This is a genomic window from Streptomyces herbicida (assembly GCF_032656585.1).
Classification (GTDB): domain Bacteria; phylum Actinomycetota; class Actinomycetes; order Streptomycetales; family Streptomycetaceae; genus Streptomyces; species Streptomyces herbicida.
This window is the reverse complement of the sequence record NZ_JAUYWJ010000004.1, coordinates 80940-106442: the sequence shown is the minus strand read 5'-3', so window position 1 is coordinate 106442 and position 25503 is coordinate 80940. Positions and strand designations below refer to the sequence as shown.

The 25503-nt window shown below is 71.5% G+C and carries 26 protein-coding genes; 7 read left to right on the top strand and 19 right to left on the bottom strand.

Annotation, left to right across the window (positions count from 1 at the left end; translation table 11 throughout):
- Positions 1-6: 6 nt before the first annotated feature.
- From hpnE to Q8A52_RS10120, 11 genes are all read right to left on the bottom strand, one after another.
- Positions 7-1485: a hydroxysqualene dehydroxylase HpnE gene (hpnE, locus tag Q8A52_RS10165; RefSeq protein WP_332845892.1), complete on the bottom strand. Its 1479-nt coding sequence runs from the start codon at positions 1483-1485 to the stop codon at positions 7-9.
- Positions 1431-1571: a DUF6380 family protein gene (locus Q8A52_RS48970; RefSeq protein ID WP_361611318.1), complete on the bottom strand. Its 141-nt coding sequence runs from the start codon at positions 1569-1571 to the stop codon at positions 1431-1433. The genes hpnE and Q8A52_RS48970 overlap by 55 nt, the downstream gene beginning before the upstream one ends.
- Positions 1571-2524, bottom strand: coding sequence for a presqualene diphosphate synthase HpnD (gene hpnD / locus Q8A52_RS10160; RefSeq protein WP_316750283.1), 954 nt, complete (start codon positions 2522-2524; stop codon positions 1571-1573). Before hpnD ends, Q8A52_RS48970 begins: the two co-directional genes overlap by 1 nt.
- A complete protein-coding gene (hpnC, locus tag Q8A52_RS10155) occupies positions 2521-3423 on the bottom strand; it encodes a squalene synthase HpnC (RefSeq protein ID WP_316750281.1) in 903 nt (300 codons plus the stop codon). The genes hpnD and hpnC overlap by 4 nt, the downstream gene beginning before the upstream one ends.
- Positions 3424-3784: 361 nt before the next feature.
- Positions 3785-4564, bottom strand: coding sequence for an ABC transporter ATP-binding protein (locus tag Q8A52_RS10150; protein ID WP_316750279.1), 780 nt, complete (start codon positions 4562-4564; stop codon positions 3785-3787).
- The gene (locus Q8A52_RS10145) at positions 4557-5486 is read right to left on the bottom strand and encodes an ABC transporter permease (RefSeq protein ID WP_316750277.1); all 930 of its coding nucleotides are present in this window, start codon (positions 5484-5486) and stop codon (positions 4557-4559) included. The genes Q8A52_RS10150 and Q8A52_RS10145 overlap by 8 nt, the downstream gene beginning before the upstream one ends.
- Before the next feature lie 83 nt (positions 5487-5569).
- Positions 5570-6454 (bottom strand): glycosyltransferase family 2 protein, encoded by an 885-nt coding sequence (locus tag Q8A52_RS10140; protein ID WP_316750275.1) that lies wholly within the window; start codon positions 6452-6454, stop codon positions 5570-5572.
- 5 nt (positions 6455-6459) lie between these two features.
- The gene (locus Q8A52_RS10135) at positions 6460-7239 is read right to left on the bottom strand and encodes a CDP-alcohol phosphatidyltransferase family protein (RefSeq protein WP_316750273.1); all 780 of its coding nucleotides are present in this window, start codon (positions 7237-7239) and stop codon (positions 6460-6462) included.
- Entirely contained in the window at positions 7217-8278 is a 1062-nt protein-coding gene (locus tag Q8A52_RS10130; protein WP_316750271.1) for an iron-containing alcohol dehydrogenase family protein, read from the bottom strand. Before Q8A52_RS10130 ends, Q8A52_RS10135 begins: the two co-directional genes overlap by 23 nt.
- Positions 8266-9018, bottom strand: coding sequence for a phosphocholine cytidylyltransferase family protein (locus tag Q8A52_RS10125; RefSeq protein ID WP_316750270.1), 753 nt, complete (start codon positions 9016-9018; stop codon positions 8266-8268). Before Q8A52_RS10125 ends, Q8A52_RS10130 begins: the two co-directional genes overlap by 13 nt.
- Positions 9015-10814 carry a DUF5941 domain-containing protein gene (locus Q8A52_RS10120; protein ID WP_316750268.1) on the bottom strand — a complete coding sequence of 600 codons (1800 nt, stop codon included), beginning with the start codon at positions 10812-10814 and terminating at the stop codon, positions 9015-9017. Before Q8A52_RS10120 ends, Q8A52_RS10125 begins: the two co-directional genes overlap by 4 nt.
- A 287-nt stretch (positions 10815-11101) precedes the next feature.
- Here Q8A52_RS10120 and galE point away from each other — a divergent pair, with 287 nt between their 5' ends.
- From galE to idi, 3 genes are all read left to right on the top strand, one after another.
- Complete coding sequence (gene galE / locus Q8A52_RS10115) at positions 11102-12073, top strand: UDP-glucose 4-epimerase GalE (RefSeq protein ID WP_316750266.1); 972 nt, start codon at positions 11102-11104, stop codon at positions 12071-12073.
- Between the two features lie 134 nt (positions 12074-12207).
- Positions 12208-13149 carry a cation diffusion facilitator family transporter gene (locus Q8A52_RS10110; RefSeq protein WP_316750265.1) on the top strand — a complete coding sequence of 314 codons (942 nt, stop codon included), beginning with the start codon at positions 12208-12210 and terminating at the stop codon, positions 13147-13149.
- A gap of 215 nt (positions 13150-13364) precedes the next feature.
- Positions 13365-13958 (top strand): isopentenyl-diphosphate Delta-isomerase, encoded by a 594-nt coding sequence (gene idi, locus Q8A52_RS10105; protein WP_316750263.1) that lies wholly within the window; start codon positions 13365-13367, stop codon positions 13956-13958.
- A 6-nt stretch (positions 13959-13964) separates the two neighbouring features.
- On the opposite strand, the gene Q8A52_RS10100 is transcribed toward idi, so the two are convergent.
- Complete coding sequence (locus Q8A52_RS10100; RefSeq protein ID WP_316751001.1) at positions 13965-14459, bottom strand: ATP-binding protein; 495 nt, start codon at positions 14457-14459, stop codon at positions 13965-13967.
- Between the two features lie 245 nt (positions 14460-14704).
- On the opposite strand from Q8A52_RS10100, the gene Q8A52_RS10095 reads away from it, so the two are divergent.
- Positions 14705-15454 (top strand): enoyl-CoA hydratase/isomerase family protein, encoded by a 750-nt coding sequence (locus Q8A52_RS10095; protein WP_316750261.1) that lies wholly within the window; start codon positions 14705-14707, stop codon positions 15452-15454.
- Here Q8A52_RS10095 and Q8A52_RS10090 read toward each other — a convergent pair.
- Positions 15441-16076 carry a DJ-1/PfpI family protein gene (locus tag Q8A52_RS10090; RefSeq protein WP_316750258.1) on the bottom strand — a complete coding sequence of 212 codons (636 nt, stop codon included), beginning with the start codon at positions 16074-16076 and terminating at the stop codon, positions 15441-15443. The two genes, Q8A52_RS10095 and Q8A52_RS10090, sit on opposite strands and share 14 nt — an antisense overlap.
- Before the next feature lie 16 nt (positions 16077-16092).
- Entirely contained in the window at positions 16093-17052 is a 960-nt protein-coding gene (locus tag Q8A52_RS10085) for a GlxA family transcriptional regulator (protein ID WP_316750256.1), read from the bottom strand.
- Positions 17053-17211: 159 nt separating this feature from the next.
- Between Q8A52_RS10085 and Q8A52_RS10080 the strand changes: the two genes are divergently transcribed.
- A complete protein-coding gene (locus Q8A52_RS10080; protein WP_316750254.1) occupies positions 17212-19626 on the top strand; it encodes a Tex family protein in 2415 nt (804 codons plus the stop codon).
- 224 nt (positions 19627-19850) lie between these two features.
- Here Q8A52_RS10080 and Q8A52_RS10075 read toward each other — a convergent pair whose 3' ends face one another.
- From Q8A52_RS10075 to Q8A52_RS10065, 3 genes are read right to left on the bottom strand one after another with little or no spacing between them, the layout of a single operon-like run.
- On the bottom strand, positions 19851-20306 hold the full coding sequence (locus Q8A52_RS10075) for an SRPBCC family protein (RefSeq protein ID WP_316750999.1): 456 nt from the start codon (positions 20304-20306) through the stop codon (positions 19851-19853).
- Between the two features lie 44 nt (positions 20307-20350).
- Positions 20351-20923, bottom strand: coding sequence for a TIGR03086 family metal-binding protein (locus Q8A52_RS10070; RefSeq protein WP_316750252.1), 573 nt, complete (start codon positions 20921-20923; stop codon positions 20351-20353).
- A 38-nt stretch (positions 20924-20961) separates the two neighbouring features.
- The gene (locus Q8A52_RS10065) at positions 20962-21384 is read right to left on the bottom strand and encodes an SRPBCC family protein (RefSeq protein ID WP_316750250.1); all 423 of its coding nucleotides are present in this window, start codon (positions 21382-21384) and stop codon (positions 20962-20964) included.
- Between the two features lie 101 nt (positions 21385-21485).
- Here Q8A52_RS10065 and Q8A52_RS10060 point away from each other — a divergent pair, with 101 nt between their 5' ends.
- On the top strand, positions 21486-21809 hold the full coding sequence (locus Q8A52_RS10060) for an ArsR/SmtB family transcription factor (RefSeq protein ID WP_316750249.1): 324 nt from the start codon (positions 21486-21488) through the stop codon (positions 21807-21809).
- Positions 21806-22249, top strand: a complete 444-nt coding sequence (locus Q8A52_RS10055; protein WP_316750247.1) for an SRPBCC family protein — start codon at positions 21806-21808, stop codon at positions 22247-22249. The genes Q8A52_RS10060 and Q8A52_RS10055 overlap by 4 nt, the downstream gene beginning before the upstream one ends.
- 39 nt (positions 22250-22288) lie before the next feature.
- Here the strand turns inward: Q8A52_RS10055 and Q8A52_RS10050 are convergent, their stop codons facing one another.
- Together Q8A52_RS10050 and Q8A52_RS10045 are read right to left on the bottom strand one after the other, a co-directional pair.
- Entirely contained in the window at positions 22289-24802 is a 2514-nt protein-coding gene (locus Q8A52_RS10050; protein WP_316750245.1) for a lysylphosphatidylglycerol synthase transmembrane domain-containing protein, read from the bottom strand.
- 130 nt (positions 24803-24932) lie between these two features.
- Positions 24933-25430 carry a DUF1003 domain-containing protein gene (locus Q8A52_RS10045; protein ID WP_316750243.1) on the bottom strand — a complete coding sequence of 166 codons (498 nt, stop codon included), beginning with the start codon at positions 25428-25430 and terminating at the stop codon, positions 24933-24935.
- Between the last annotated feature and the right edge of the window lie 73 nt (positions 25431-25503).

Sequence of the window (25503 nt, the reverse complement as noted above, 5' to 3'; positions counted from 1 at the left end):
CGAGCATCAGGCCGCCTCCTCGAAGTCGAAGAGGTGGCTGGGGCGGGGCCGGCCCAGGGCGCTCAGCGCGGCGTCGGCCGCACTCACTCCACTGCGGACCGCACTCTCCATGGTCGCGGGCCACCCTGTGGCGGTCCACGCTCCGGCCAGGTACAGGCCGGGGGCCTTGGTGCGGGCGCCGGGCCGCAGCCGCCCGACGCCGGGGGTGGGGGCGAACGTCGCCGTGCGCTCCCGGGTCACGAAGAAGTCCTGCACCTGTGCGCCGCGGGCGGCGGGCAGCAGGCGTTCCAGCTCGGGCAGATAGCGCTCGCGCAGCGCGGCGACCGGCTCGTCGATCTCGTCCTGCGCGGCGGACTGGGACAGGGCGAGGTACTGGCCGTCCTTCAGCCCGGACGCCTCGGTGCGGTCGAAGACCCACTGCACCGGGGTGCCGAGGGCCGCGAAGAACGGCTTGGCGAGCACCTTGCGGTCGTACACGACATGGATGTTGAGGATCGGCGCGGTGCCGATCGCCAGCAGGTTCTCCGGGGCGTCGAGGGCGCCGGGCGGCAGCAGCTCGTGCGTCTCGCGCTGCGGTACGGCGAGGACGACCGCGTCCGCCTCGAGTGTCTCGCCGGGAACCTGAACGCTCCAACTCCCGTTTTCGTTGATGGAGACGGAGGTGACGCGTGTACGGACCTCGGTACGGACGCCCGCGGAGTCGAGCGCCTTGCGGGCGAGACGGTCATGCAGTTCGCCCAGCGGGACGCGCGCCCAGCCGATGTCGGCCGCGCCCGGGTCGGACAGCAGACCGGTCTTGAACACCATCGCGGCGAGCCCCAGCGAGGTGTCGCCCGCGACCGCGTTGAGGGTGGCGACCCCGACCAGGTCCCACAGGGCCTCGACGGCACGCGCCGACTGGCCGCGCCCGGCCAGCCAGCTGCCGAAGTCCTGCGTGTCCAGGGACGGATCGGCGAGGTCGAGCCCCTTGAGCGCGAGCGCGGCACGCCCCACGCCCGCCCGCTCGGCGAGCGAGAGATGCGGGTAGGTGGCCAGGCTCCGGCCCAGATGCAGGGGTACGGGCAGGGCGTCGCGCCGCAGCCTCCCGAGCCGTCGGCCCTCGGGCTTGGCGACGTCGAGAACGGGCACGTCGAGACGATCCTGCAGTGGTGCCAGCGCCGTGCCCTCGACGCGGTCGAGGAACCAGCGGTAGGCGGTGCAGCAGCGCAGGTACACATGCTGGCCGTTGTCGACGGTCAGCTCGCCGCGCTGGAAGGAGAAGGCGAGCCCGCCCAGACGCGGCCTGCCTTCGAGCAGGGTCACGCGGACGCCCGCGTCGGCGAGCGCGAGCGCGGCCGTGATCCCGGCCAGTCCACCGCCGACCACGACGGCACTGCGGCCGGTGCCCCCCGGGGTGTCAGCGTGCGGCTCGTCGGCCCGCCTGCCGTCGGTCATCGTGCGCCCTCCCGTGCGTGCCCGCCGTGCTGGTTGAACGGTGCACGGCAGGCCGTCGCAGTCAGGGACGCCGCACCGCACCGGAGGGTTGCGTGCCGCTTTTCTCCGGTGGAGTCACCTTGGACCGTATTGTCCATCAGGCGCGCCTCCTGACGGTCCGCCGGGACGCGTGCCGACGGGTGTCGAGGCCGGACAGGCCCCGCACGGCGACATAGGCCTTCTCGCGTCCGGGCAGCGAGACCCGGCCGCGCAGCACGGCCTCCGGGTCGCGCTCGATACGGTCGAGCAGACGGCGGTAGATGCCGGCCATGGCGGCGACACAGGCACCGCTGCGCCGGTCGAGCATGGGGAGCAGCCGGTAGCCCTCGGCGAAAAGGGCGCGGGCCCGTCGCACTTCGAAGTGCACGAGGCCCGCGAAGTCGGAGCCCTCCGGTGGTGTCGGCCCGTTGAATCCGGCCGAGCAGCCGAACTTCGCGAGGTCGTCGGCGGGCAGATAGGTACGCCCGCCCTCGGCGTCCTCGCGGACGTCTCTGAGAATGTTGGTGAGCTGCAGCGCGAGACCGAGGGTGTCGGCGTACTCGGGTGCGCGCTCGACACCGCGCGCCCCCTCCTCCGTGCCGAACACGCCGAGCGAGAGCCGCCCGATGGCGCCGGCCACACAACGGCAGTAGACCTTCAGGTCGTCCCAGGTCTCATAGGTCTCGCCGCGCACGTCCATGAGGACGCCGTCGATGAGTTCGTCCAGGCCGCCCAGCGGGATCGGGAAGACCCGGGCGGCGTGCGTGAGGGCGACGGCGACCGGGTCGGTGTCGTCCTCGCCGACCGCGCCCTCGCGGATCCGGGCGAGCAGGGCCCGGGTGTCCTCGAGGCGCGTGACCTTGACCTCGTCCGCCAGCACGCCGTCGCCGATGTCGTCGACGCGCCGGGAGAAGGCGTACAGCGCCGACATCGCGCGGCGCTTGGGCGTCGGCAGCAGCCTGATGCCGTACGCGAAATTACGGGCCTGCTGCCCGGTGACGGCCTCGCAGTAGCTGTAGGCGGCGAGTACCGGTGAGGACACGTGCTGTTCCGACTCCACGGTCCGGATCACCCCTCTCCTCGCAGAGTCACGCCCACCTCGCGCAGCAGCTGGACCTTGCCGGGCTTGGGCGGGCCGGGAAGTACGTCGTATTCGGCGGCGGCGATCGCGTCGATCGCCGCCCTTCCCCCCGCCACGAACCCCGCGAGCAGCAGCCTCAGCCTGCCGTGGACGCTACCCACCAGGGGGGCGCCTTCATTCAGGAGACCGCGGGCGCGTTCTGATTCGTATGCAACCAGTGCGCGCACCGATGCGCTCGCGGTTTTCGTGGCGAGATCCGCCTCCCGGACCTGAAAACGCTTCATGTCCTCGGCGGGCAGATAGATCCGGTCGCGGCCGAGGTCCTCGGCGACGTCCTGGAGGTGTTCGACGATCTGGAGGGCCGTGCAGATCGAGTCGGAGAGGCGGATCCGCTCGGGGGTCGAGGTACCGGTGACGGCGAGGACGAGGCGGCCGACGGGATTGGCGGACAGCTCGCAGTAGGCGAGGAGGTCGTCGTAGGTCTCGTACCGCTTGACGTGCTGGTCCTGGCGGTTGGCGGCGATCAGGCCGAGGAAGGGCCCGGGAGTGAGAGAGCGCCGGCGGACGGTGGACTGGAGGCGGCACAGCAAGGGGTGGTGCGGGGTGGAGTCGAACACGCGGTGCAGATCGGCCTCGAAGGCGTCGAGGAGCAGCAGGCGGTCCTCGGCCTGGGCGGGCGACACGCCGAGCAGGCGGGCGTCGGCACCGCCGGGTGCCAGGTCGCCGTCGCCGATGTCGTCGACGAGACGCGCGAAGCCGTACACCGCCATGAGGTCGTCGCGCCAGGCCCTGGGCAGGAAGAACGGGGCCACCGGGAAGTTCTCGTCCGCGGCTTTGTCGAGGGTGCCGCGCTCGGGATCCAGGGTGCGCGGCGTACCGGTCGCCGTCACCGCACGCTGCCCGGGGCGTGGACGGCACATGCTGCGTTGAGCTGGGGAGTTTCCGTAGCCATTGCCGTCACATCTCCCGTTCTACACTGCCGACCCAATACACACTATTTCGGACACGCCGCCCGGCCGTCGGTGGGGCGCCCCTGACGGTGGGTGTCGCGTATTATCGCCCCACTTGCCGCTTTCGGGGACCGGTACAGCTTACGTTGTACAACGCAGCGTGGACCGTCGGGGTGTCCTGCACATCACAACAACACACCGATTGGCGTCAAGATTCCCAAGGGAAGCCCGAGTTGACGTTTCCCATGCAGACGCAGGGCCCCGCCGGAAAGGTTCCGGCAGGGCCCTGGGCGGAACCGGGCTACTTGCCCGTGAACTTCTCGTATTCCCTGAGCACCTCTTCGGTCGGTCCGTCCATGCGCAACTCGCCGCGCTCCAGCCACAGAACGCGGTTGCAGGTGTCGCGGATGGACTTGTTGTTGTGACTGACCAGAAACACGGTGCCCGCTTCCTTGCGCAGTTCCCGGATGCGCTCCTCGGAGCGCTTCTGGAACTTGCGGTCGCCGGTGGCGAGGGCCTCGTCGATCATCAGGACGTCATGGTCCTTGGCGGCGGCGATGGAGAAGCGGAGACGGGCTGCCATGCCGGAGGAATAGGTGCGCATCGGCAGGGTGATGAAATCGCCCTTCTCATTGATCCCGGAGAAGTCGACGATGTCCTGATAGCGCTCCTTGATCTCCTCACGGGACATGCCCATGGCGAGCCCGCCCAATATGACGTTCCGCTCACCGGTGAGGTCGTTCATCAGGGCCGCGTTGACACCGAGCAGGGACGGCTGGCCGTCGGTGTAGACCTTGCCCTTCTCGGCGGGCAGCAGACCGGCGATGGCACGAAGCAGCGTGGACTTGCCGGAGCCGTTGGAACCGATGAGACCGATGGCCTCCCCGCGGTAGGCGACGAAGGACACGCCGCGCACGGCGTGCACCTTGCGCACGCCCCGCTCCTCGCCGCGCTTGAGGATGCGGCTGAGCGCGGCGGTGGCGCTGCCCTTGCCGGTCTTCGCGCCGTTGACCCGGTAGACGATGTGCAGTTCGTCCGCGATGACGGTGGGGATGCGTTCCTGCTGGTCCTGCTCAGCCACGGCCGTACCTCTCCTCCGCCTTCCAGAAGTACACGAAGCCGCCGGCGGCGAGCAGCGCGGCCCAGCTGCCCGCGGCCACCCAGACGTGGTCGGGGAGGTTCTCGGGGCCGTAGCCGTCGATGAGCGCGAAGCGCATCAGGTCCATGAAGATGGCGGCCGGGTTCCACTGCAGGACGGTCGCCACCCACTGCGGCTTGTCGGCCAGCATGATCGGGATGGAGAACATCACGCCCGACGCGTACATCCAGGTACGCATCACGAACGGCATCAGCTGGGCGAGGTCCGGGGTCTTGGAGCCCGCCCGGGCCATGATCAGCGCGAGGCCGGTGTTGAAGAGGAACTGCAGGGCGAGGATCGGGGCGATCAGCAGCCAGGACAGGTCCGGGTAGCTGCCGAAGCCAACCGCGACGACGAACAGCACCAGCATCGAGAACAGCAGCTGCTGGAGCTGCTGCAGCGCGAAGGAGACGGGCAGCGAGGCACGCGGGAAGTGCAGGGCGCGGACCAGGCCGAGATTGCCGGAGATCGCGCGCACGCCGGCCATCACCGAGCTCTGCGTGAAGGTGAAGACGAACACACCCGTCACCAGGAACGGGATGTACACGTCGTGCGACATGCCCCGGTCGGCCTTGAGGATGAGCCCGAAGATGAAGTAGTACACCGCGGCGTTCAGCAGCGGGGTGGCCACCTGCCAGAGCTGCCCGAGCTTGGCCTGGCTGTACTGGGCGGTGAGCTTCGCCTGCGAGAAGGCGAGGATGAAGTGCCGTCGGCCCCACAGCTGTCGGACGTACTCGACGAGCGAGGGGCGGGCACCGCTCACGGCGAGCCCGTACTTGGCGGCGAGCTCGGCGGCCGGCAGTCCCTCGTCGGGCGACGGAGCCGCGTTCACCGCGACCCCGACGTCATGCGTTGTCTCACTCACGGGTGGAAACTTTCGTCTTCGAGTTCGTCTTCGAGGCCGTCCGCGCTTCGCCGCGCGATGCGTGGCGCCTCAGGTCGAGCTTGTCAGATGACCGGGGGCCGGCCCAGTCGGGTCAGCCGCCACACCGTACGCCACTTCATGGGCCTGCGGGGACCGCACGCAGTGGCCCAGCCCTCCTTGAATCCGCCGAACCAGGCCCTGAGCGCGGGGCGCGAGGGCCGGCGCAGCAGGGTGAGCAGCAGCCACACCCCGAGATAGACGGGGACCAGGGGGGCGGGCAGGTTGCGGCGGGCCAGCCAGACGCGGTTACGGGCGACCATGCGGTGGTAGACCGCGTGCCGGGAGGGCGCGGTCGTGGGGTGGTACAGCACCATGTCGGACCGGTAGTCGATCATCCAGCCCGCGTCGAGGGCCCGCCAGGCGAGGTCGGTCTCCTCGTGGGCGTAGAAGAACTCGTCCGGCAGCCCGCCGACTTCGGCGAAGACCCGGGTACGGACGGCGTTGGCGCCGCCGAGGAACGTGGTGACCCGGGAGGAGCGCATCGGGTCCGAGGCACGCAGCCGCGGGACGTGGCGGCGCTGGGTGACGCCGGTGTCCGGGTCGGCGATGCGGAAGCTGATGATGCCGAGCTCGGGGTCGGCGGCGAAGGCCTGCCGGCACAGCTCGGCGGTGTCGTGCTGGGCGAGGAGGCCGTCGTCGTCGAGGAAGAGCAATATGTCGACGTCCCGGCCGCCCGGCCCGAAGGCCTCTGTGCCGACGTTGCGGCCGCCCGGAATGCCCAGGTTCTCGGGCAGCTCCAGCGTCCGGACGCCCTCGGGGACGTCCGGCACCGGCGAGCCGTTGCCGACGACGACCACCTCGACCGGGTCGCCGTCCTGCTTGGCGACCGAGTCGAGCAGGGCGCGGAGCTCGTCGGGGCGGTTGCCCATGGTGATGACGACCGCGCCGACCTTCAGTGAAGACGTCATCGCGGTCACCGCAGCCTGCTCGACGCCAGGACGGACACCAGGTGCAGCACGGTCTGCACCAGCGCGATCCCGGCGAGTACGGCGGTACCGAGCCGGGTGAAGAACAGGTCGCCCCTGATCTGGTCCGCGATGGCGAGGACCAGGATCAGCAGGGACGCCTCGATCCCGAGGATCAGCCGGTGGAACTTGAGCGCCGCGGCGGCACGCCGGGCCAGCGCCATGCCGGAGGAGCGGGGCTCGGACGCGGCCTCCTTGACCGGCGGCAGGCCGCCCTGGTGCCGGGCGACACCGACCAGGTCGGTCTCCGCCTTGACCAGGATCGCGCCGAGGGCGGCCAGGGTGCCGAGGAAGGCCCACAGCCAGTCGATCCGCCCGGAACCCCACAGGTCGGCGGCGCGCAGGCCGAGGCCGACCAGGACCGCCGCGTCGGTCAGATAGGCGCCGACCCGGTCCAGATAGACCCCGCCGAGCGAGTACTGCTTCTTCCAGCGCGCGATCTCGCCGTCAACGCAGTCCAGCAGCAGATACAGCTGGACCATGACCACGCCGAGCACGGCGCCCGCGATCCCCGGCACCAGCAGGGCCGGGGCCGCGAGCACACCGCAGACGGTCATCAGGTACGTGAGCTGGTTGGGCGTGACCCTGGTGTTCACCAGGTAGCGGTCGACCCGCAGGGACACCTCGCGCATGTAGAGGCGCCCCATCCAGTGCTCACCGCTGCGCCGGTCCTTCACCCCCGGGGGATGGACGACCGTGCGGAGTTCAGCTACCGATGGCCTTGACATAGTCGGCGTAGAAGTCCTTGATCTGGTGGGGCTTGAGGTCGAGGTGTTCGAGGATCGTGTAGCGGCCGGGCCGGGTCTCCGGAGCGAACTCCACGACCCGGACGAACTCGTCCACCGTGAAGCCGATCTCATCCGGCAGCACCGGAAGCCCGTGGCGCCGCAGCACCTGGGCCATGTGCACCGACTCCTCCTGGGCACCGCGCAGGTACATCGCGAAGGCCGCGCCCAGACCACACTGCTCGCCGTGGCTCGCGGCGCGCCTGGGATAGAGCAGGTCGAAGGCGTGGTTGATCTCGTGGCAGGAGCCCGAGGCGGGCCGGGAGTCGCCCGAGATGGACATCGCGATGCCGGTGAGGACCAGCGCCTCGGCGAGCACCTGGAGGAAGTCGTTGTCCCCGATGCCGCCGGGGTGCCGCAGCACCGCCTCGCCGGCCTGGCGGGCCATGGCGGCGGCGAGGCCGTCGATCTTCTCGCCGTTGACGCGGTTGGACAGCTCCCAGTCCGCGATCGAGTTGATGTTGGAGATCGCGTCGCCGATGCCGGCCCGCACGAAGCGCGCCGGTGCCTCGCGGATCACATCCAGGTCGATGACGACGGCGATCGGGTTCGGCACACCGTAGGAGCCGCGGCCCGCGTCGTTGTCGAGGGTGGCGACCGGCGAGCACAGACCGTCGTGCGCCAGGTTCGTCGGTACGGCGACCAGGGGCAGACCGACCCGGGCCGCGGCGAACTTGGCGCAGTCGATGATCTTGCCGCCGCCGAGGCCCACGACCGCGTCGTAGTGGCCGGCCTTTATGTCGCCGGCCAGCCGCACGGCGTCGTCCAGGGTGCCGCCGCCCACCTCGTACCAGCTGGCGCCGGGCAGCGAGGGCGCGATGCGCTCGCGCAGCCTGGTGCCGGAGCCGCCGCTGACGGCGACGGCGAGCCGGCCGGACTGCGAGATGCGCTCGTCGGCGAGCACACCGGCCAGGTCGTCGAGGGCACCCGGGCGGATGTCCACGACGACCGGCGAGGGAATGAGCCTCGTCAGTACTGGCACGCGATCTCCCGTCCCCTGGCGAGATCGTCGTGGTTGTCGATCTCGACCCACCGGACATCACCGATGGGCGCCGTGTCGATCTTGAAGCCGCGGTTCACGAGCTCCTGGTAACCGTGCTCGTAGAACTGCTGCGGGTCGGTCTCCCACACGGTCTTGAGCGCGTCGGCCAGCTCGGGGGCCGCGTCGCCCTCGATCAGGGTGACGCCGATGTACTCACCCGTGGCCTCGGCGGGGTCCATCAGCTTGGTGATCTTCGTCATGCCCTTCTCGGGGTCGACGACGACCTTCATCTCCTCGTCGGCCAGGCTCTTCACCGTGTCCAGGGCGAGGATGATCTTCTTGCCCTCGCCGCGGGCGGCCAGCAGCGTCTTCTCGACGGAGACCGGGTGCACGGTGTCGCCGTTGGCGAGGATCACACCGTCCTTGAGGGCGTCACGCCCGCACCACAGGGAGTAGGCGTTGTTCCACTCCTCGGCCTTGTCGTTGTCGATGAGGGTCAGCTTGAGACCGTACTTCGCCTCGAGAGCCGCCTTGCGCTCGTACACGGCCTCCTTGCGGTAGCCGACGATGATCGCGACCTCGGTCAGGCCGACCTCGGCGAAGTTGCCGAGCGTGAGGTCGAGCACGGTGATGCTGTCCTCTATACCCGCGGGGCCCACTGGCACCAATGCCTTGGGAAGGCTGTCGGTGTAGGGGCGAAGACGCCGTCCGGCGCCCGCCGCCAGCACGAGGCCGATCATGCGGTTTCTCCTTCGTCGTGTACGGCGGGCGCCCCTGCGGACACCCAGAAGCGGATGCTCTCGACGAGCACCACGAGGGCTACGGCCACGGCCAGGACCGTGAGCGCAACCTTGAACTGCGCGGCGGTGAGCAGCGCTGCCAGCACGGTGACGAGCAGCGTCCGACCCTCCTGCCCCCCGATGGCGCGCACCAGCCGGGCCGGCGGCGCTCCGGCGTTCCCGCGGATGCGGTACACCGTGTCGTAGTGATGGTAGGCGACGGCGGCCACCAGGCCGAAAGCCGCAGGAAGGGCTCCGTTCACCCCTGCTTTGGCCGCGAGGGCGAGCACGGTGCCGTATTCGGCGGCCCGGAAGAACGGCGGGACCAGCCAGTCGAGGGCGCCCTTGAGCGGGCGGGCCACGGCAAGAGAGGAGGTCAGGGCGTACACGGCGGCCGCGATCACGGGCAGCGGTCCGCCGAAGTCGGTCAGTGCGGAGGCGGCCACGACGGCGGCTCCGCCCAGGAAGGCGACGGCAGGGACGGCGAGGCCGGGCAGCCCCTTCTTGAAGAGGCGCACGAGGCCGTCCGTGAGGGCGCCCGAGTCGGCGAGGTCGGCCAGCGCCTGCGCCGCCCGGTCCGTCCGCCGGGCCTTGCGGGTCAGCGAGCGCAGCACCCGCCCCGCCGTGGTGTACGTCGCCGCGAAGGCGCAGCCGATCAACAGCGCGTAGAAGGTGATCCGCGGGGTCGTGGCCGCCGTGAGGATGGCTATCAGCGCCCATCGTTCGCCGATGGGCAGGACTATCATCCGGCGCACCCAGACCGTCCAGCCGACGCTGTCGAGCTTGTCGGAGAGGGCGGCGGTGGGGCTGGTGTTGGCGGTGGCGTCGTGGTTGGCCTCGTTGAAGGAGAAGTCCACGACGTGCCGGCAGGTCTGCAGGATCATGGCGCCGAGGGCGAGGGCCCAGACGTCGTCGCCGCCGCGGGCCGCGCCGAGTGCGAGGCCCGCGTAGTAGGCGTATTCCTTGGCGCGGTCGAAGGTGGCGTCCAGCCAGGCGCCGAGCGTCGAGTACTGGAGCGAGTAGCGGGCGAGCTGGCCGTCCGTGCAGTCCAGGACGAACGAGCAGATCAGCAGGAAGCCCGCCGCGACGAATCCCACACGGGTGCCGGTGGCCGCGCAGCCCGCCGCGATCAGGGCGGTGAGCAGCGAGGCGGTGGTCACCTGGTTGGGGGTGAGTCCCCGGCGGGCGCACCAGCGGGCGAGGTAGCGCGAGTACGGGCTGATGAAGAACGTGGTGAAGAAGCCGTCGCGGGACTTCACGGCCGACTTCAGGCGTACGGCCTCGTCGTCGACGGCGTCCACGGCCTGGCGTGCCTCGTTGCGGGCCTGCGGGTCGGTGGGGACGGCGGCGACCAGGCTGCCGAGTTCGGGGCGGTGCACGTCCGCGCCGCCGGCGTCGAGGGCGGTGACGATGCGGTCGGCGACGCTGTCCACGGCGACCGCGCTTGCGCCGCCCGCCGACGTCTCCCCCGCGACCGCCCGGGTCAGGGCCTGGCGGCCGGCCGGCTGGGCGGTCACGGCGCCCGGGATCGCGGCGAGCGGGAAGCGGGGGTCGGTGAGGGCGAGGCGCAGCGCGTGCGGATGGCCGACGAAGCGGGCGTCGACGACGGCCACCCGATGGTCCGCCGGGACGGCGGCGAGGAGCGCCTCGGCGTCCGAGGCGTCGGAGGCCACCCGCACGTCGAAGCCGAGGGACCGCAGATCGCTCTCGAGCGACGATCCGGGGACCGGCTGACCGGTGAGGATGGCGGTCGACAACCGAACTCACTCCCTGAGTGCCGACGCATCCGCGCCGGTCGTCTGCGTGTTGGACGGGCCGCTTGTCGGTGACACCGGGGCGGCATTGTCGGCAGAGGCTATCCGATGACCGGAAGCCCGTGTTCACCGCCCGTTCACGGGCCGGTCGACGCGGCCTCCACCGGTCTTTGCCGCGATCATCATCGGTGATCGGGGGCCCGCCCCACAAACCGTGCCGCGCACACCCGGCCCCTTCGGGGCATCCGGGACATCGGGCATCGCCCGGCCTCGGCATAGGGTGGGCGACCATGACTTGGCTGATCACCGGCGGGGCCGGATACATAGGGGCGCATGTGGCGCGGGCCATGACCGAGGCCGGGGAGCGGGTCGTGGCGCTGGACGATCTCTCGGCCGGGGTGCCCGAGCGGCTCCCGGACGAGATCCCGCTCATCACGGGCTCCACGATGGACGCGGACCTGCTCAAGCAGGTCTTCGCCGAGCACGGGGTGACGGGTGTGGTGCATCTCGCGGCGCGCAAGCAGGTCGCCGAGTCGGTGGCCGAGCCCACGCGCTACTACCAGGAGAACGTCGGCGGCCTCGCCACGCTGCTGGAGGCGGCCGCCGGGGCCGGGATCGAGCGGTTCCTTTTCTCCTCGTCCGCGGCCGTGTACGGGAACCCGGATGTGGACCTCATCACGGAGGACACCCCGTGTGCCCCGGTGAACCCGTACGGCGAGACCAAGCTCGCCGGGGAGTGGCTGGTGCGGGCGGCGGGGCAGGCGCACGGCATGGCGACCGTCTGTCTGCGCTACTTCAATGTGGCCGGCGCGGCCGCGCCGCTGCTGGCCGACACGGGCGTGTTCAACATCGTGCCGATGGTCTTCGACCGGCTCACCCGGGACGAGGCCCCGCGGATCTTCGGTGACGACTATCCGACGCCGGACGGCACCTGCATCCGCGACTACATCCATGTCGCCGACCTCGCGGAGGCCCATCTCGCGGCGGCCCGCCTGCTCACCGGGGGCGGCGCGGCCGGGGATCTGACGGTGAACATCGGCCGCGGCGAGGGCGTGTCGGTCCGCGAACTGATCACGGTCATCGGCGAGGTCACCGGCGACCGGCGGACGCCCGTCGTCGAGGGCCGCCGCCCCGGGGACGCGCCGCGTGCGGTCGCCTCGGCCGAGCGGGCCGCCGAGGAACTGGGCTGGCGGGCGAGGCGCGGGGTGCGCGAGATGGTGGAGTCGGCGTGGCAGGGCTGGCAGCTGCACCACGGCAAGTGAACCGGTGGCGCTCTGACCTGCGGTTCGTTTCCGCAGGTCAGGGCACATGACAACGGTGTTCAGTGCCGCGTTGCCGGATACCCCCCACCCGTAGTTCACTGTGATCCCGGGCGAAACACAGGAGGGCGGATTCCATGGGGGCCGGTCACGATCACGGGCACGGGCACACGCACGCGCCTCCCACCGGTACGGCGGCCGCGGCCTACCGCGGCAGGCTGCGCGTCGCTCTGTCGATCACGCTCGCCGTCATGGTCGTCGAGATCGCCGGCGGTGTGCTCGCCGATTCGCTCGCGCTCATCGCGGACGCGGCGCACATGGCCACGGACGCGCTGGGCCTGGGCATGGCCCTGCTCGCCATCCACTTCGCCAACCGCCCGCCGAGCACCAACCGCACCTTCGGCTTCGCGCGCGCCGAGATCCTCGCCGCCCTCGCCAACTGTCTGCTGCTGCTCGGCGTCGGCGGCTACGTCCTGTACGAGGCGATCCAGCGGTTCTTCACCCCCGCCGACACCCACGGTCAGCTGATGCTCGTGTTCGGTGCGATCGGCCTGGTCGCGAACATGATCTCGCTCACGCTGCTGATGAAGGGCCAGAAGGACAGCCTGAACGTGCGCGGGGCGTTCCTGGAGGTGGCCGCGGACGCGCTGGGCTCGCTCGCGGTGATCGTCTCGGCGGCGGTGATCCTGGCCACGGGCTGGCAGGCTGCCGACCCGATCGCCTCGCTGGTCATCGGCCTGATGATCGTCCCGCGCACGGTGAAACTGCTGCGCGAGACCCTCGACGTGCTGCTGGAGGCGGCTCCCAAGGACGTCGACATGGCGGAGGTGCGGGCGCACATCCTGGCACTGGACGGTGTGGAGGACGTGCACGATCTGCACGCCTGGACCATCACCTCAGGTCTGCCGGTGCTGTCCGCGCACGTGGTCGTGCGCTCGGACGTGCTGAGCGCCATAGGCCACGAGAAGATGCTGCACGAGCTGCAGGGCTGCCTGGGCCACCACTTCGACGTGGAGCACTGCACCTTCCAGCTGGAGCCGAGCGGGCACGCGGAGCACGAGGCACGGCTGTGCCACTGACGGCGCCCCGCTGAAGGCCCCCTCAGGGCCGGAACGCGGCGGTCCGGAGCGCCCCACGTCCTTGTGTTCGAGGCCTCCCGAAGGTTCCCGGACACACCTGCCGGGCACGATCATCTACCGGGTCCCTCTTCCGGCGTGGCCCGTGCCGGGAAGTGCCGGTAGTGCCGGATTCGTACGGCAGACTTGGGGTGCCAAGACCGAGGCGAAGGATGGGTATGCCGATCACACCTGCCACCGCGACGCACAGCTCGTCGAACGGCACCACGGACGAGATTTTGCTGGAACTGGTCGACGAGAAGGGTGTGACGATCGGCACCGCGGAGAAGCTCGCGGCTCATCAGCCGCCGGGACAGCTGCACCGCGCGTTCTCGGTGTTCCTCTTCGACGAGCGCGGGCGGCTGCTGCTCCAGCAACGGGCCCTCGGCAAGTACCACTCCCCCGGTGTGTGGTCCAACACCTGCTGCGGCCATCCCTACCCCGGCGAGGCGCCCTTCGCGGCGGCGGCCCGGCGGACGTACGAGGAGCTCGGCGTCTCGCCGTCGCTGCTGGCCGAGGCGGGCACGGTCCGCTACAACCACCCCGACCCGGCCTCGGGCCTGGTCGAGCAGGAGTACAACCACCTGTTCGTCGGCATGGTGCAGGCCCCGCTCGGGCCGGATCCGCAGGAGGTCGCGCAGACCGCCTTCGTGACCCCCACCGAGCTGGCGGAACGGCACGCCAAGGACACCTTCTCCGCCTGGTTCATGACTGTTCTGGACGCGGCCCGTCCGGCGGTCAGGGAGCTGACGGGCCCGTCCGCGGGCTGGTGAGGAGGCTCACACCAGCCGTACCGGTTTGAGCGGCAGGGCGGCCCAGATCACCTTGCCGCCGCTCGTAGTGTGCTCCACGTCGACCACCCCGCCCGCCTCCCGGGCCACCTCGCGGACCAGGAGCAGCCCACGGCCGCCGGTCTGACCATGATCGGCCTCCAGGGCGGTCGGCCGGTAGGGATGGTTGTCCTCCACCGACACGCGCACCCATTCGGCGCCGACGGCCACCTCCACGGCGAGCATCGGCGACAGCAGCGCCGCGTGCTTCACCGCGTTGGTGACCAGTTCGGAGACGATCAGCAACAGCCCGTACACCAGGTCGTCGGAGACCGGGACGCCCTGGCGCAGCAGCAGGTCCCGCACCGCGTGTCGCGCCTGCGGGACCGAGGCGTCGACCGCGGCGGCGGTGAACCGCCACACCCCTTCGTACGGCAGCGGGTCCGGCGCCTGCTGGTCGCCTCCCTGTGGGCGCGGGTCGTACCCGCGCCCATGGTTTTCCATCGTCCGGTCGCCACCCTCGCGCTCGATTGTCACCACACGTCGAGTGTTGATAACGACCTGCTCCACCCCGCATGTCTGACCAGAAGTCAGCTGGTATCGAGCGGTTCTGACCGTTGGCGTATGACAAGGTCAGTTGTGGGACTGCTCCTGTACCGGTCGCGCCGACTTCGCGAACTATTCGGGTTGTACGGGTTTGACGGGTTCCCCCGAGATCACCCCAGGGCGGCGGCGGATAGCATCCCCGCATGGAGCCCCAGCTGCTGCACTCGGTCGCCGACTCGGTCGCCACCGTCGTCGTCCACCACCCGGCCAAGCGCAACGCCATGACGGCCGCGATGTGGCGATCGCTGCCCCCGCTGCTCGACGGGCTGGCCGCCGATCCTGCCGTGCGGGCGCTGGTGCTCACCGGTGAGGGCGCGACCTTCTGCGCCGGGGCCGACATCTCGACCCTGCGGGGCTCACCGGAGGAGGCGCAGCGGCTCGCCGTGGCGGCGGAGGAGGCCCTTGCGGCGTTCCCCAAGCCGACCCTGGCGGCGATCCGCGGGCACTGCGTGGGCGGCGGGTCGCAGCTCGCGGCGGCCTGCGATCTGCGGTTCGCCGAGGAGGGGTCGCTGTTCGGGGTGACCCCGGCGAAGCTCGGCATCGTCTATCCGGCGTCCTCCACCCGCCGGCTGGTTTCGCTGGTGGGCCCTGCCGCCGCCAAGTACCTCCTCTTCTCCGGCGAGTTGATCGAAGCCGAGCGGGCCCTGCGCACGGGTCTGGTCGACGAGCTGCTGCCCGAGGGCGAACTCGGCAAGCGGGTCGCCGAGTTCACCCGGATCCTGGTCTCCCGCTCCCAGCTGACCCAGGCCGCGGCGAAGGAGTTCGCGAACGGACGCACCGACCGGGACGCCCACTGGACGGAGCAGGCACGCGGCAGCGGCGACACCGCGGAGGGGGTCGCCGCGTTCCTGGAACGCCGTCAGCCGCGGTTCACCTGGACTACTTCAGGATGAAGCGGCTCCGCGCGCGCAGCAGGTCGACGATGTGCGCGGGCGCCTTGGGCGGGGAGCCCGCGTCGTAGGGCGGCTGCGGGTCGTACTCGGTGCCAAGCTGGACGGCCTGGGCGTGCTCGTCGCCCGCGACGCGGCCGACCAGGGCGAGCGCCATGTCGATACCGGAGGACACACCGGCCGCGGTGACGTACTTGCCGTCGAAGACAACCCGTTCGCCGGTCGGCTCCGCGCCGAACCGCGCGAGCTGTTCGAGGGCCAGCCAGTGCGAGGCGGCGCGGCGGCCCTCCAGGAGTCCGGCGGCGGCCAGCAGCAGGGAGCCTGTGCACACGGACGTCGTCCAGGTGCTGGTGACATCGGCGGCGCGCAGCCACTCCAGCAGGGGCGCGTGGTCCATCAGGGCACTCTGGCCGGGGCCGCCGGACACCACCACGATGTCGGGGCTCGGCACCTCGGCCAGGGCCTTGTCGGCGATGATCGCGAGGGCTCCGGTCTCCGTGCGGACGGGACCGGCCTCCTCGGCGACGAAGACCGTCTCCGCGTCCGGGAGACGGGAGAGCATCTCGTACGGGCCGACGACGTCGAGGGCGGTGAAACGGTCGTAGACGACGATGGCGAGCTGCATGGCTTCCCCTTCGGTTTCAATGGCTGGACGCGGGACGGAAGCGGCGGCGGTACTCGGCCGGTGCGGTCCCGAGTGCCTTGACGAACGCGCGCCGCATGGCCTCCGGTGTGCCGTAGCCGCTGGCGCGGGAGATCTCCTCCACGCCGTCGGCGGTGTCCTCCAGGAGTCGGCGGGCGTGCTCCAGGCGCACCCGGTCGACGTAGCGGCCGGGCGTGACGCCGGTCTCCGTCTGGAAGGAGCGGGCGAAGTGGCGCGGCGAGAGCCGGGCACGGGCGGCGAGCGACTCGACGCTCAGATCGCCGTCCGGGTGCTCGCTGATCCACTGCTGGACCTCGCGCAGCGGCTCGCGCCGTGCGGTCTGCGCGGCGAGCTGGGCGCTGAACTGCGCCTGGTTCCCGGGCCTGCGCAGGAAGACCACCAGATGGCGGGCGATGGCGAGCGCGGTGTCCCGGCCCAGGTCCTCCTCGACCAGGGCGAGGGCCAGGTCTATCCCGGAGGTGACACCGGCCGACGTGGCGACGTGTCCGTCGCGTACGTAGATGGGGTCGGGGTCGACCTCGACGGCGGGGTGGTCCCGGGCGAGCTTGTCGCAGTACGCCCAGTGGGTCGTGGCGCGGCGCCCGTCCAGCAGACCGGCCGCGGCGAGCAGGATCGCCCCGGTGCACACGGAGACCAGCCGCTCGGCACGCGGCCCGTACCGGCGCAGCCAGTCGGTCAGCCGCGGATCGGGGTGGCGGGTGCCCTGCCCTCCGGGGACGAGCAGCGTGTGCGGCTCGGACGCGTCCGCCAGCGACTGGTCCGGTACGAGGGTGAGCGCGCTGGAGGTGCGTACGGGGGCGCCGTCCAGGGAGGCCGTGCGGATGCGGTAGCTGCCCGGCGTGTGGTGCTCGGCGCCCGCGAAGACCTCCAGCGGGCCGGTGACGTCGAGGCTCTGGACGCCGTCGAAGAGAACGACGAGAACGGTTCGTTGCGCCATGGGTTCGATTCTTGGCGGGCCGGCGGACGGCCGCAATGACGGGTACCCCACCATTTCTGCCACGAACAACCCGCCACGTGGGGGCGCCCTGATCCCTGGTTGTCGGTGCCACCTGCCACAATTGCCGCGCAACCTCAGTGGAGAAGGCGGTACGGCATCGTGACGACACCCGGGTCCCTCGCAGCAGGGTCCATCGAAGGCAGGATCGCCGAAGAGCTCGGCGTACGGGAGCGGCAGGTCAAGGCTGCCGTGGAGCTGCTCGACGGCGGTTCGACGGTGCCCTTCATCGCCCGCTACCGCAAGGAAGCGACCGAGATGCTCGACGACGCGCAGCTGCGCACCATCGAGGAGCGGCTGCGCTATCTGCGGGAACTGGAGGAGCGGCGGACCGCGATCCTGGAGTCGGTGGGCGAGCAGGGCAAGCTCACCGAGGAGCTGGAGGCGCAGATCCGGGGTGCCGAGACCAAGGCGCGCCTGGAGGACATCTACCTGCCGTACAAGCCGAAGCGCCGGACGAAGGCGCAGATCGCGCGCGAGGCGGGCCTGGAGCCGCTGGCCGAGGGCCTGCTCGGGGACCCGACGGTCGAGCCGCTCGCCGCGGCCGCCGCCTTCGTGGACGCCGACAAGGGCGTCGCCGACCCGCAGGCCGCCCTGGACGGCGCGCGGGCGATCCTCACCGAGCGGTTCTCCGAGGACGCCGACCTGATCGGCGAGCTGCGCGAGCGCATGTGGGTGCGTGGGCGCCTGGCCGCGAAGGTGCGGGACGGCAAGGAGGAGGCGGGTGCCAAGTTCGCCGACTACTTCGACTTCGCCGAGCCGTTCACCGAGCTGCCCTCGCACCGGATCCTCGCCATGCTGCGCGGCGAGAAGGAGGAGGTCCTGGATCTCGTCCTGGAACCGGAGGAGCCGACGGACGGTCCTTCCTCGTACGAGGGGATCGTCGCCGGGAAGTTCGGGATCGCCGAGCGCGGCCGCCCGGCCGACAAGTGGCTGACGGACACGGTCCGCTGGGCCTGGCGCACCCGCATCCTCGTCCACCTCGGCCTCGACCTGCGGCTTCGGCTGCGCACGGCCGCCGAGGACGAGGCGGTCGACGTCTTCGCCGCGAACCTGCGCGACCTGCTGCTCGCCGCCCCGGCGGGCACGCGCGCGACGCTGGGCCTGGACCCGGGCTTCCGTACGGGCGTGAAGGTGGCCGTGGTCGACGCGACCGGCAAGGTCGTCGCCACCGATGTCATCCACCCGCACGTCCCGGCCAACAAGTGGGACGAGGCCCTGGCGAAACTGGCCCGGCTGGCGAAGGAGCACGTGGTCGAGCTGGTCGCGATCGGCAACGGCACGGCGTCCCGCGAGACCGACAAGCTCGCCGGTGAACTGATCTCCAAACACCCGGAGTTGAAGCTCACCAAGGTGATGGTGTCGGAGGCGGGCGCCTCCGTGTACTCGGCGTCGGCGTTCGCCTCGCAGGAGCTGCCGGACATGGACGTGTCGCTGCGCGGCGCGGTCTCCATCGCGCGTCGACTGCAGGACCCGCTGGCCGAGCTGGTCAAGATCGACCCGAAGTCGATCGGTGTCGGCCAGTACCAGCACGACCTGTCCGAGGTGAAGCTGTCGCGCTCGCTGGACGCGGTGGTGGAGGACTGTGTGAACGGCGTGGGCGTGGACGTGAACACCGCCTCCGCGCCGCTCCTCGCCCGGGTCTCCGGCATCACCTCCGGACTCGCCGAGAACATCGTGTCCCACCGGGACTCCAACGGCCCGTTCACCTCGCGGTCGCAGCTGAAGAACGTGGCGCGGCTGGGCCCGAAGGCGTACGAGCAGTGCGCGGGCTTCCTGCGGATCCGGGGCGGCGACGACCCGCTGGACGCGTCCAGCGTGCACCCTGAGGCGTATCCGGTGGTCCGGCGCATGGTGAAGACCTCCGGCCAGGAGGTGGCCTCCCTCATCGGCAACACGGGCGTGCTGCGCTCGCTGAAGCCGTCGGAGTTCGTGGACGACACCTTCGGTCTGCCGACCGTCACCGACATCCTGAAGGAGCTGGAGAAGCCGGGCCGCGACCCGCGTCCCGCGTTCAAGACGGCGACCTTCAAGGAGGGCGTGGAGAAGATCTCCGACCTGTCCTCCGGGATGGTGCTGGAGGGCGTCGTCACGAATGTGGCCGCCTTCGGGGCGTTCGTGGACGTCGGCGTCCACCAGGACGGCCTGGTACATGTCTCCGCGATGTCGAAGACGTTCGTCAAGGACCCGCGTGACGTGGTGAAGCCCGGCGACATCGTCAAGGTGAAGGTCCTCGACGTGGACATCCCGCGCAAGCGGATCTCGCTGACGCTGCGGCTGGACGACGAGGCGGCGCCGCAGGAGCGGCAGCAGCGCGGCGGTGGCGGGCGGCCGCCCCAGCAGCGCCAGGGACAGCAGCGCCAAGGACAGCAGCGGCAGGGTCAGCAGCGCGCGGGCCAGGGCCGCGGCGGAGACCGGGGCGGGCGCCAGGCTCCCCCGCCGCCCGCCAACAGCGCGATGGCGGACGCACTGCGGCGCGCTGGCCTGCTCGACCCGAAGAGCGGCCGTCGCGGCTGAGGCGCCGGAACGCGCCTCTCGCCCGCCCGCACGCGCGGGTGGGCGAGAGGCCGCCGGGCCCGGGACGATGTCGTGCCGTGCCATGAAGGGCCGTGGCACTGCCGTCGAGGAAAACCCGTGGACAGTGATCATGCGATCACGACACTGCCGTGATTCCCGCTGCGGCGATCTCCCCCTGCGACGAACACGTCGAGGTCACCCCGTTCGGGATCACCGCTTGATCCTCACGCCGGGGGCGGCTTTGCCAGCCTGTGTTCCAGGTCCCGCAGATCCTTGCCGATGGACGACCGGACCTTTCTGGCCATGACGGGAGCGGCCAGGCGGTACAGGGCGCCCGCGTCGCCCCGCACCCGGATGCGGGCCAGGGTGCCCGCGGGGTGCGGGTCGAAGGTGTACGTGACATGCATGGGCATCGGGCCCGCGACGGACACCATGTCCAGCAGCCCCGGCGGGTCGTACGCGGCGACCCGCAGCACATAGTCGATGCGACGGCCCAGGAAGTACGCGGTGCGGGTGACCTCGGCGCCGATGCCGAAGCCGCCCGTGTCCGCCTCCCTGGTGAGCTCGGCGGTGCGAATGCCCTGCGTCCACTCGGGGTCGTGGCGCCAGTCCATCGCGTAGGCGGCCACCTTCTCGGGCGGCAGCCCGATCACCCGCTCCGCCGTCTCGTCGATCGTCATGCCCGTCTCCCGGGTGCTCGCGCGGGACGTGGCCCGCCGGCCGGTCAGCCCTGCCACCCAGGATTCCTGCCGCTCGCGCCGAGCGCCCGCTGGAACGCGGAGGCGTCGGCCGGTACGGCGACGGGCGGACCGTAGTCCCCGTTCTCGCGAACCTGGCCGCCGATCTGCTCGACCACACCGAGTGCGATCCGTGCCGTCTCCTCACTCACGGCGAACGGCAGGCCGGTGGCGCGTGCCAGGTCCCAGCCGTGCAGGGCGAGTTCTTGCAGGGTGATCGAGGCGGCGAAGACGGCGGGCATCTCCCCCGGGCCGAACTCAGTGGTGCCCTCGTAAGCGGCGGGCTCGGACCAGGCGGCCGCGGCCAGGCCCACGGTGTCGGCCAGGTCCCGCGGCGACACGGCCGGGGCGGCGACGACGCCGGGCTGCGCCTCCTTGCGGGCGGCCCGCGCGGAGGCCTGGAGGGTCGTACCGAGGTGGTCGAGGAGTTCGGCCACCGTGAACTTCTCACAGGGGGTGGGGTCCTGGAGCTGTTCGTCGCGGATGCCGGCGGCCGTCGCGGCGACGGCGTCGGCGCACTCGCGGATGGCGGGGCCGAGCGTGCTGTGCTGGGCGTTCATGGTGCTCTCCCTGGGAGTTCCGTGGGGTGTGGTGGGTGTCAGCCGGTGAAGAAGGGCGCGGGCTCGCCTGTCTCGGCGTAGCTCTTGAGCTGCACGAACTTGGTCGCCCAGCCATAGGTGAAGTCGCGGTAGGCGTCGTCGACCGCGGGGAAGCCGCTGTGGGTGAAGCGCAGCGTCACGCCGCCCTCCGGGCGCGCCAGGATCTCGTAGGTCTGCTCGGTGCCGGTCCAGGGGCCGTTTCGCCCCGCCAGGACGAGCCGCTTGCCGGGCTCCGCCTCGGTCACGCGCAGCCGCCAGGGCTCGGGCACGCCGGGAAACTCCAGCTCGTGCAGGCTGCCGACGCCTTCGGCGGCGGTGGCCGTCGTGGTGAACCAGCCGCGGATCCCGTCGGTCGTGGAGATCGCCTCGTACACGGTGTCCGCGTCGGCCTCGATGGCCAGCCGCATGGCGATGTCGGGCATGTCGTGGTGCTCCTTCGTGAGTCCCCCGAGCCTTCGCTTTAGTCCACACTAAAATGACTTGGAGTGGATGGCAAATTCAAGTGGCGGCTAAAATGACTTCCATGGATGCGGTACGGGTGGTCGCCGAGCCCCGGCGGCGCGAGATCCTGCGGCTGGTCTGGGACGCGGAGCTGTCCGCGGGCGAGATCGCCGAGCGGTTCGACATCACCTTCGGGGCGGTCTCCCAGCACCTCAAGGTGCTGCGGGACTCCGGCCTGGTTACGCTGCGCCAGGAAGGCAAGAAGCGCTTCTACCGGGCCGACCGGGAGGCGCTGGGCCCGCTGGCGGCGTATCTGCAGTCCATGTGGTCCGCCAAGCTGGACACACTCGCCGAGCTCGCGGAGGCGGCGGAGCGGGCCGAGCGATCCGGAGGGACGGACTCGTGAGCATCAACACGGCCACCGTGGAGCGGCGCATCGCGGCGCGCCCCGAGACGGTGTTCTCCTTCTTCACCGACCGGGAGAAGTGGCTGTCCTGGATGGGCGCCGACGGCGAGTTCAGCTTCGAGCCGGGCGGCGCCTACCGGACGAGGGTCAACGGTGGGAACGTCGCGGAGGGCCGCTTCGTCGAGATCGACCCGCCCAAGCGGCTGGTGTTCACCTGGGGCTGGGCCGAGTCCGAGGTCGGAATGCCGGTGCCGCCCGGCTCCACGACGGTCGAGATCACCCTGGAACCGGTGCCCGAGGGCACGCTCCTGCGGCTCGTCCACCGGGGTCTGCCCTCGCCCGAGGCCTGCGCCGCGCACGAGGAGGGCTGGACGCACTACACCGACCGGCTCGCGGTCGTCGCGGAAGGCGGCGACCCCGGTCCCGACGCCTGGATGTGAGCCGGCGTCAGCCGGATGTGACCGGCGCGCGGGCCGGCGTCACACGTACCCGCGCCGCTGGACGAAGCCGAGGGCCAGCGCGCCCAGCGGGACGTTGAGCCAGAACGTGAGCAGCCGGTAGACAAGGACGGCCGAGGTGGCCGGCCCGGCCGGCACGCCGAGCGCGGTCAGACCGGCGATGAGTCCCGCCTCGAGCGCGCCCAGACCGCCGGGGACCGGAGCCGCGTTGGCGAGCAGCCGGGCCGCCATGTAGGCGGCGCCGACCTGGATGAAAGGGATGTCGCCGCCGAGGGCATGGACGCTCAGGGCGAGACCCACGACCTGGACGAGGGGCAGGCCGAGCGCGCCCACGGTGCCGAGGGCGATCTTCAGAGGGTCGGTGGCGATGCCCTTGACGGTCGATCCGGCCGAGCTCAGGAACGGCCACACCTTCTCGTGCAGGAAGCGCCGGCCGGGCGGGGTGAGGCCGATCAGCCCTCCGGCCGCGAGCGAGAGCGCGATGGCGGGCAGTGCGTAGCGGCCGACGGGCACGTCCAGATGCGCTCCGGCGTGGTGCCCGCCGGACCAGGCGAAGAACATCGCGGCGACAAGGACGTTGGCGATCGCACCGGCCACGCTCTGCAGCCCGACGGAGGCCGTGGCCGCACCGGTCTCGATGCCCGTCTTCTGCAGATAGCGCAGGTTCAGCGCCATGCCGCCGACGTTGTTCGGGGTGATCCGGTTCAGGAACGAACTGGCGAACTGCACCTGGTAGGTGGGGCCGAACGGCAGCCGGTCGGGGATCGTGCCCAGTTGCAGACAGGTCGAGAACGCCTGCGAGACGAAGGTGACGGGCACGACGGCGAGCAGCCACCACCAGTTCGCGTCGCCCAGCGCGCGGAGTGCGGCCGGGGCATTGGCGAACTGCGGGAGCACCAGGTGCAGCACCAGGAACGCGCCGAGCAGGCCCAGCACGCTCTTCCAGGTGAACCGTGCCATGTGGGCCGGTGCGACGGACGGCGCCTCGCACGCCGTACGGACCTCGGTGGCGAGGTCGCGCATCAGGCTGGGCCGGCCACCGGGGCGCCGCGCCCGGCGCCGGGCCCCCTCCCCGGCGGCCCGGGCGCGCTCCTGGTCGTACCGCGCTACCTCGCGCCGCGCCGGGCCGATCAACGCCAGAGGTTGCAGATACGGCAGCGCGCTCGCCAGCACGTCGGGGCCGAGCCCGGCCAGCGCACAGGCGGTGGCACGGCGCGGGCCGACGCGCACGGCGGTCGTGGCCAGCAGTTCGGCGATGTCGCTGCCGAGCGCCTCGGGCGGCGCGTTGAGCCGGGCCCGGGCGAACGCGGTGAGCCGGGGCGTGCCGTCCGGTTCGACGAGGACGTGCTGGGTGCGCAGCGCGCGGTGCGCGAGGCGGTGCTCGTGCAGGCCGGCCACGGACTGCCACACCTCGCCGAGCAGCTGGTCGGTCAGGTCCTCGGCCGCAAGCTCGGACAGCGGGCGGGCGTCCTGCCCGACGGTCACCAGGAGCGCGCCCCCTCCGTCCACCGGGTAGGCGATCACGGGTTCGTCGACCCGGGCGCCGGTGCGGGCGGCGAAGACCAGCATGAGCAGTTCGTGCTCCACGGCGGTGAGCGGCGTCTGCGTGCCGGGGTCGTCCGGGTGGCGCAGCAGCGTGCGCCGGGCGAGCCGGTGGAACAGGTCGCGGCCCTGGTCCTCGGCGGCGACGGCCCGTACGGTCAGCCGCGCGCCGGCGGTGGTCTCGGCGCGGTAGCGGATCCCCTCGCCGGGAAGCTGCTCCTGCGCGGGCAGCTCGCGCAGGGTGGCGAGGGGGATACCGCAGTCGGCCAGCGCGTCGGCGACCGCCCGGGCCGGCGGACGGTCCGGCGGGCCGCCCGCCATGAGCAGGACCGCGGAGCCGGCCGCGCCGCCCGCGGCCAGGGCAGCGAGGGCCTCCAGCGGCACAAGGGCGGCGGCCACGGCGCCCACCACCGCGCATGCGGCGGTCAGGGACCACAGTGCCCGCCGCCAGGGCCGCGCGAGCCAGGGCCCCGCGGCGACCACGGCCGCGGCCCACGCCGCCAGGTACACCGAGGGCGGCCAGCCCGCCCGGACCACTCCGCTCCGGCCGACCAGCACCTCGGGCCACAGATCCGGCCGGCCACGGGCCAGCGCCAGACGGGTGAGCACCCAGGCGGTCGCCGCGCCCAGCGCGGCCGCGGGCAGGACCCTGAGCAGCGCGTCGACCCGCCTGCGTACGACGAGCACCGTCAGGCCCGCGACCGGCGCCACCAGGGCGACGACCTGCACCGTGCCGACCAGGCCGTCGCGCAGGCCGGGCGACAGCGCGGCCGCCGCGGACAGCAGGCCCCGCTGCGCCCTGCGGGCGAACTCCCGGGTGCCGACCGCCACCAGCACCGTCAGCCCGAGCACGGCCAGGGACACCAGCAGCCGCGACAGATCGGCCGCCCGGCGCACATCGCGCGGCGGGGGCGCGTCGATCGCCGGCACCGCCCGGTCGTCCGCTTTCCCCACGATGTCGGAGGACAGGATCATGTCGCGGTGCCCGGTCACCTGCGGCCCCCGGCAGGGACGCGAGGACGGCCCATGCGCTCACTTCCCGGGACGTCGTCCGGCCGGCCCGGACACCCGTTTCATCGTCCCACCGCGGGCGGCTCCGGGGACGTGCGGTGACGGTCCTGCCTCACTCCGCGGGCTTGGCGGAGCCGCTCATCCGGGCGTGGTTCTCCGCGAGGAGTTCCTGCACCCTGCGCTCGACCACCTCGGGGTCGACGCCCAGGGCGCGGCCCATGTGGATCGACCACACCTCCGAGCGCACGTTCGTCTCGAAGTCCAGGTCCGCCCGTACGTTCTCGCGAGCGGCCTGGCGGTTCTGGCTCACCATCACGAAGGTGGACAGGAAGATCGCCTCCAGGCTGACGATCATGGTGAGCAGTCCGAAGGGGAAGGGATCCCAGACCGCCTCCTGGCCGAACGCGCCCTCGTTGAACACGATCCAGACCGTGAACCACAGGGCGTGCAGATAGACGAACAGCATGGTCCCGGCGAAGGCGGTGATCGCGTCCGCGATCTTGTCCTCGGTGCCCCGTATCCGCGCGAGCACGTCCTGCTCGCGCAGCAGCCGCAGAGCCGGACCGCCCGGACCGCCCGGTCGACCCGGACCACTCGCCGCACCACTCATGCCCACTCCCCGACCGACCGTCTGTGGATCAGCCGTGAGCCTACGCGGCGCGCGGACCCGATCCCCGGTGCGG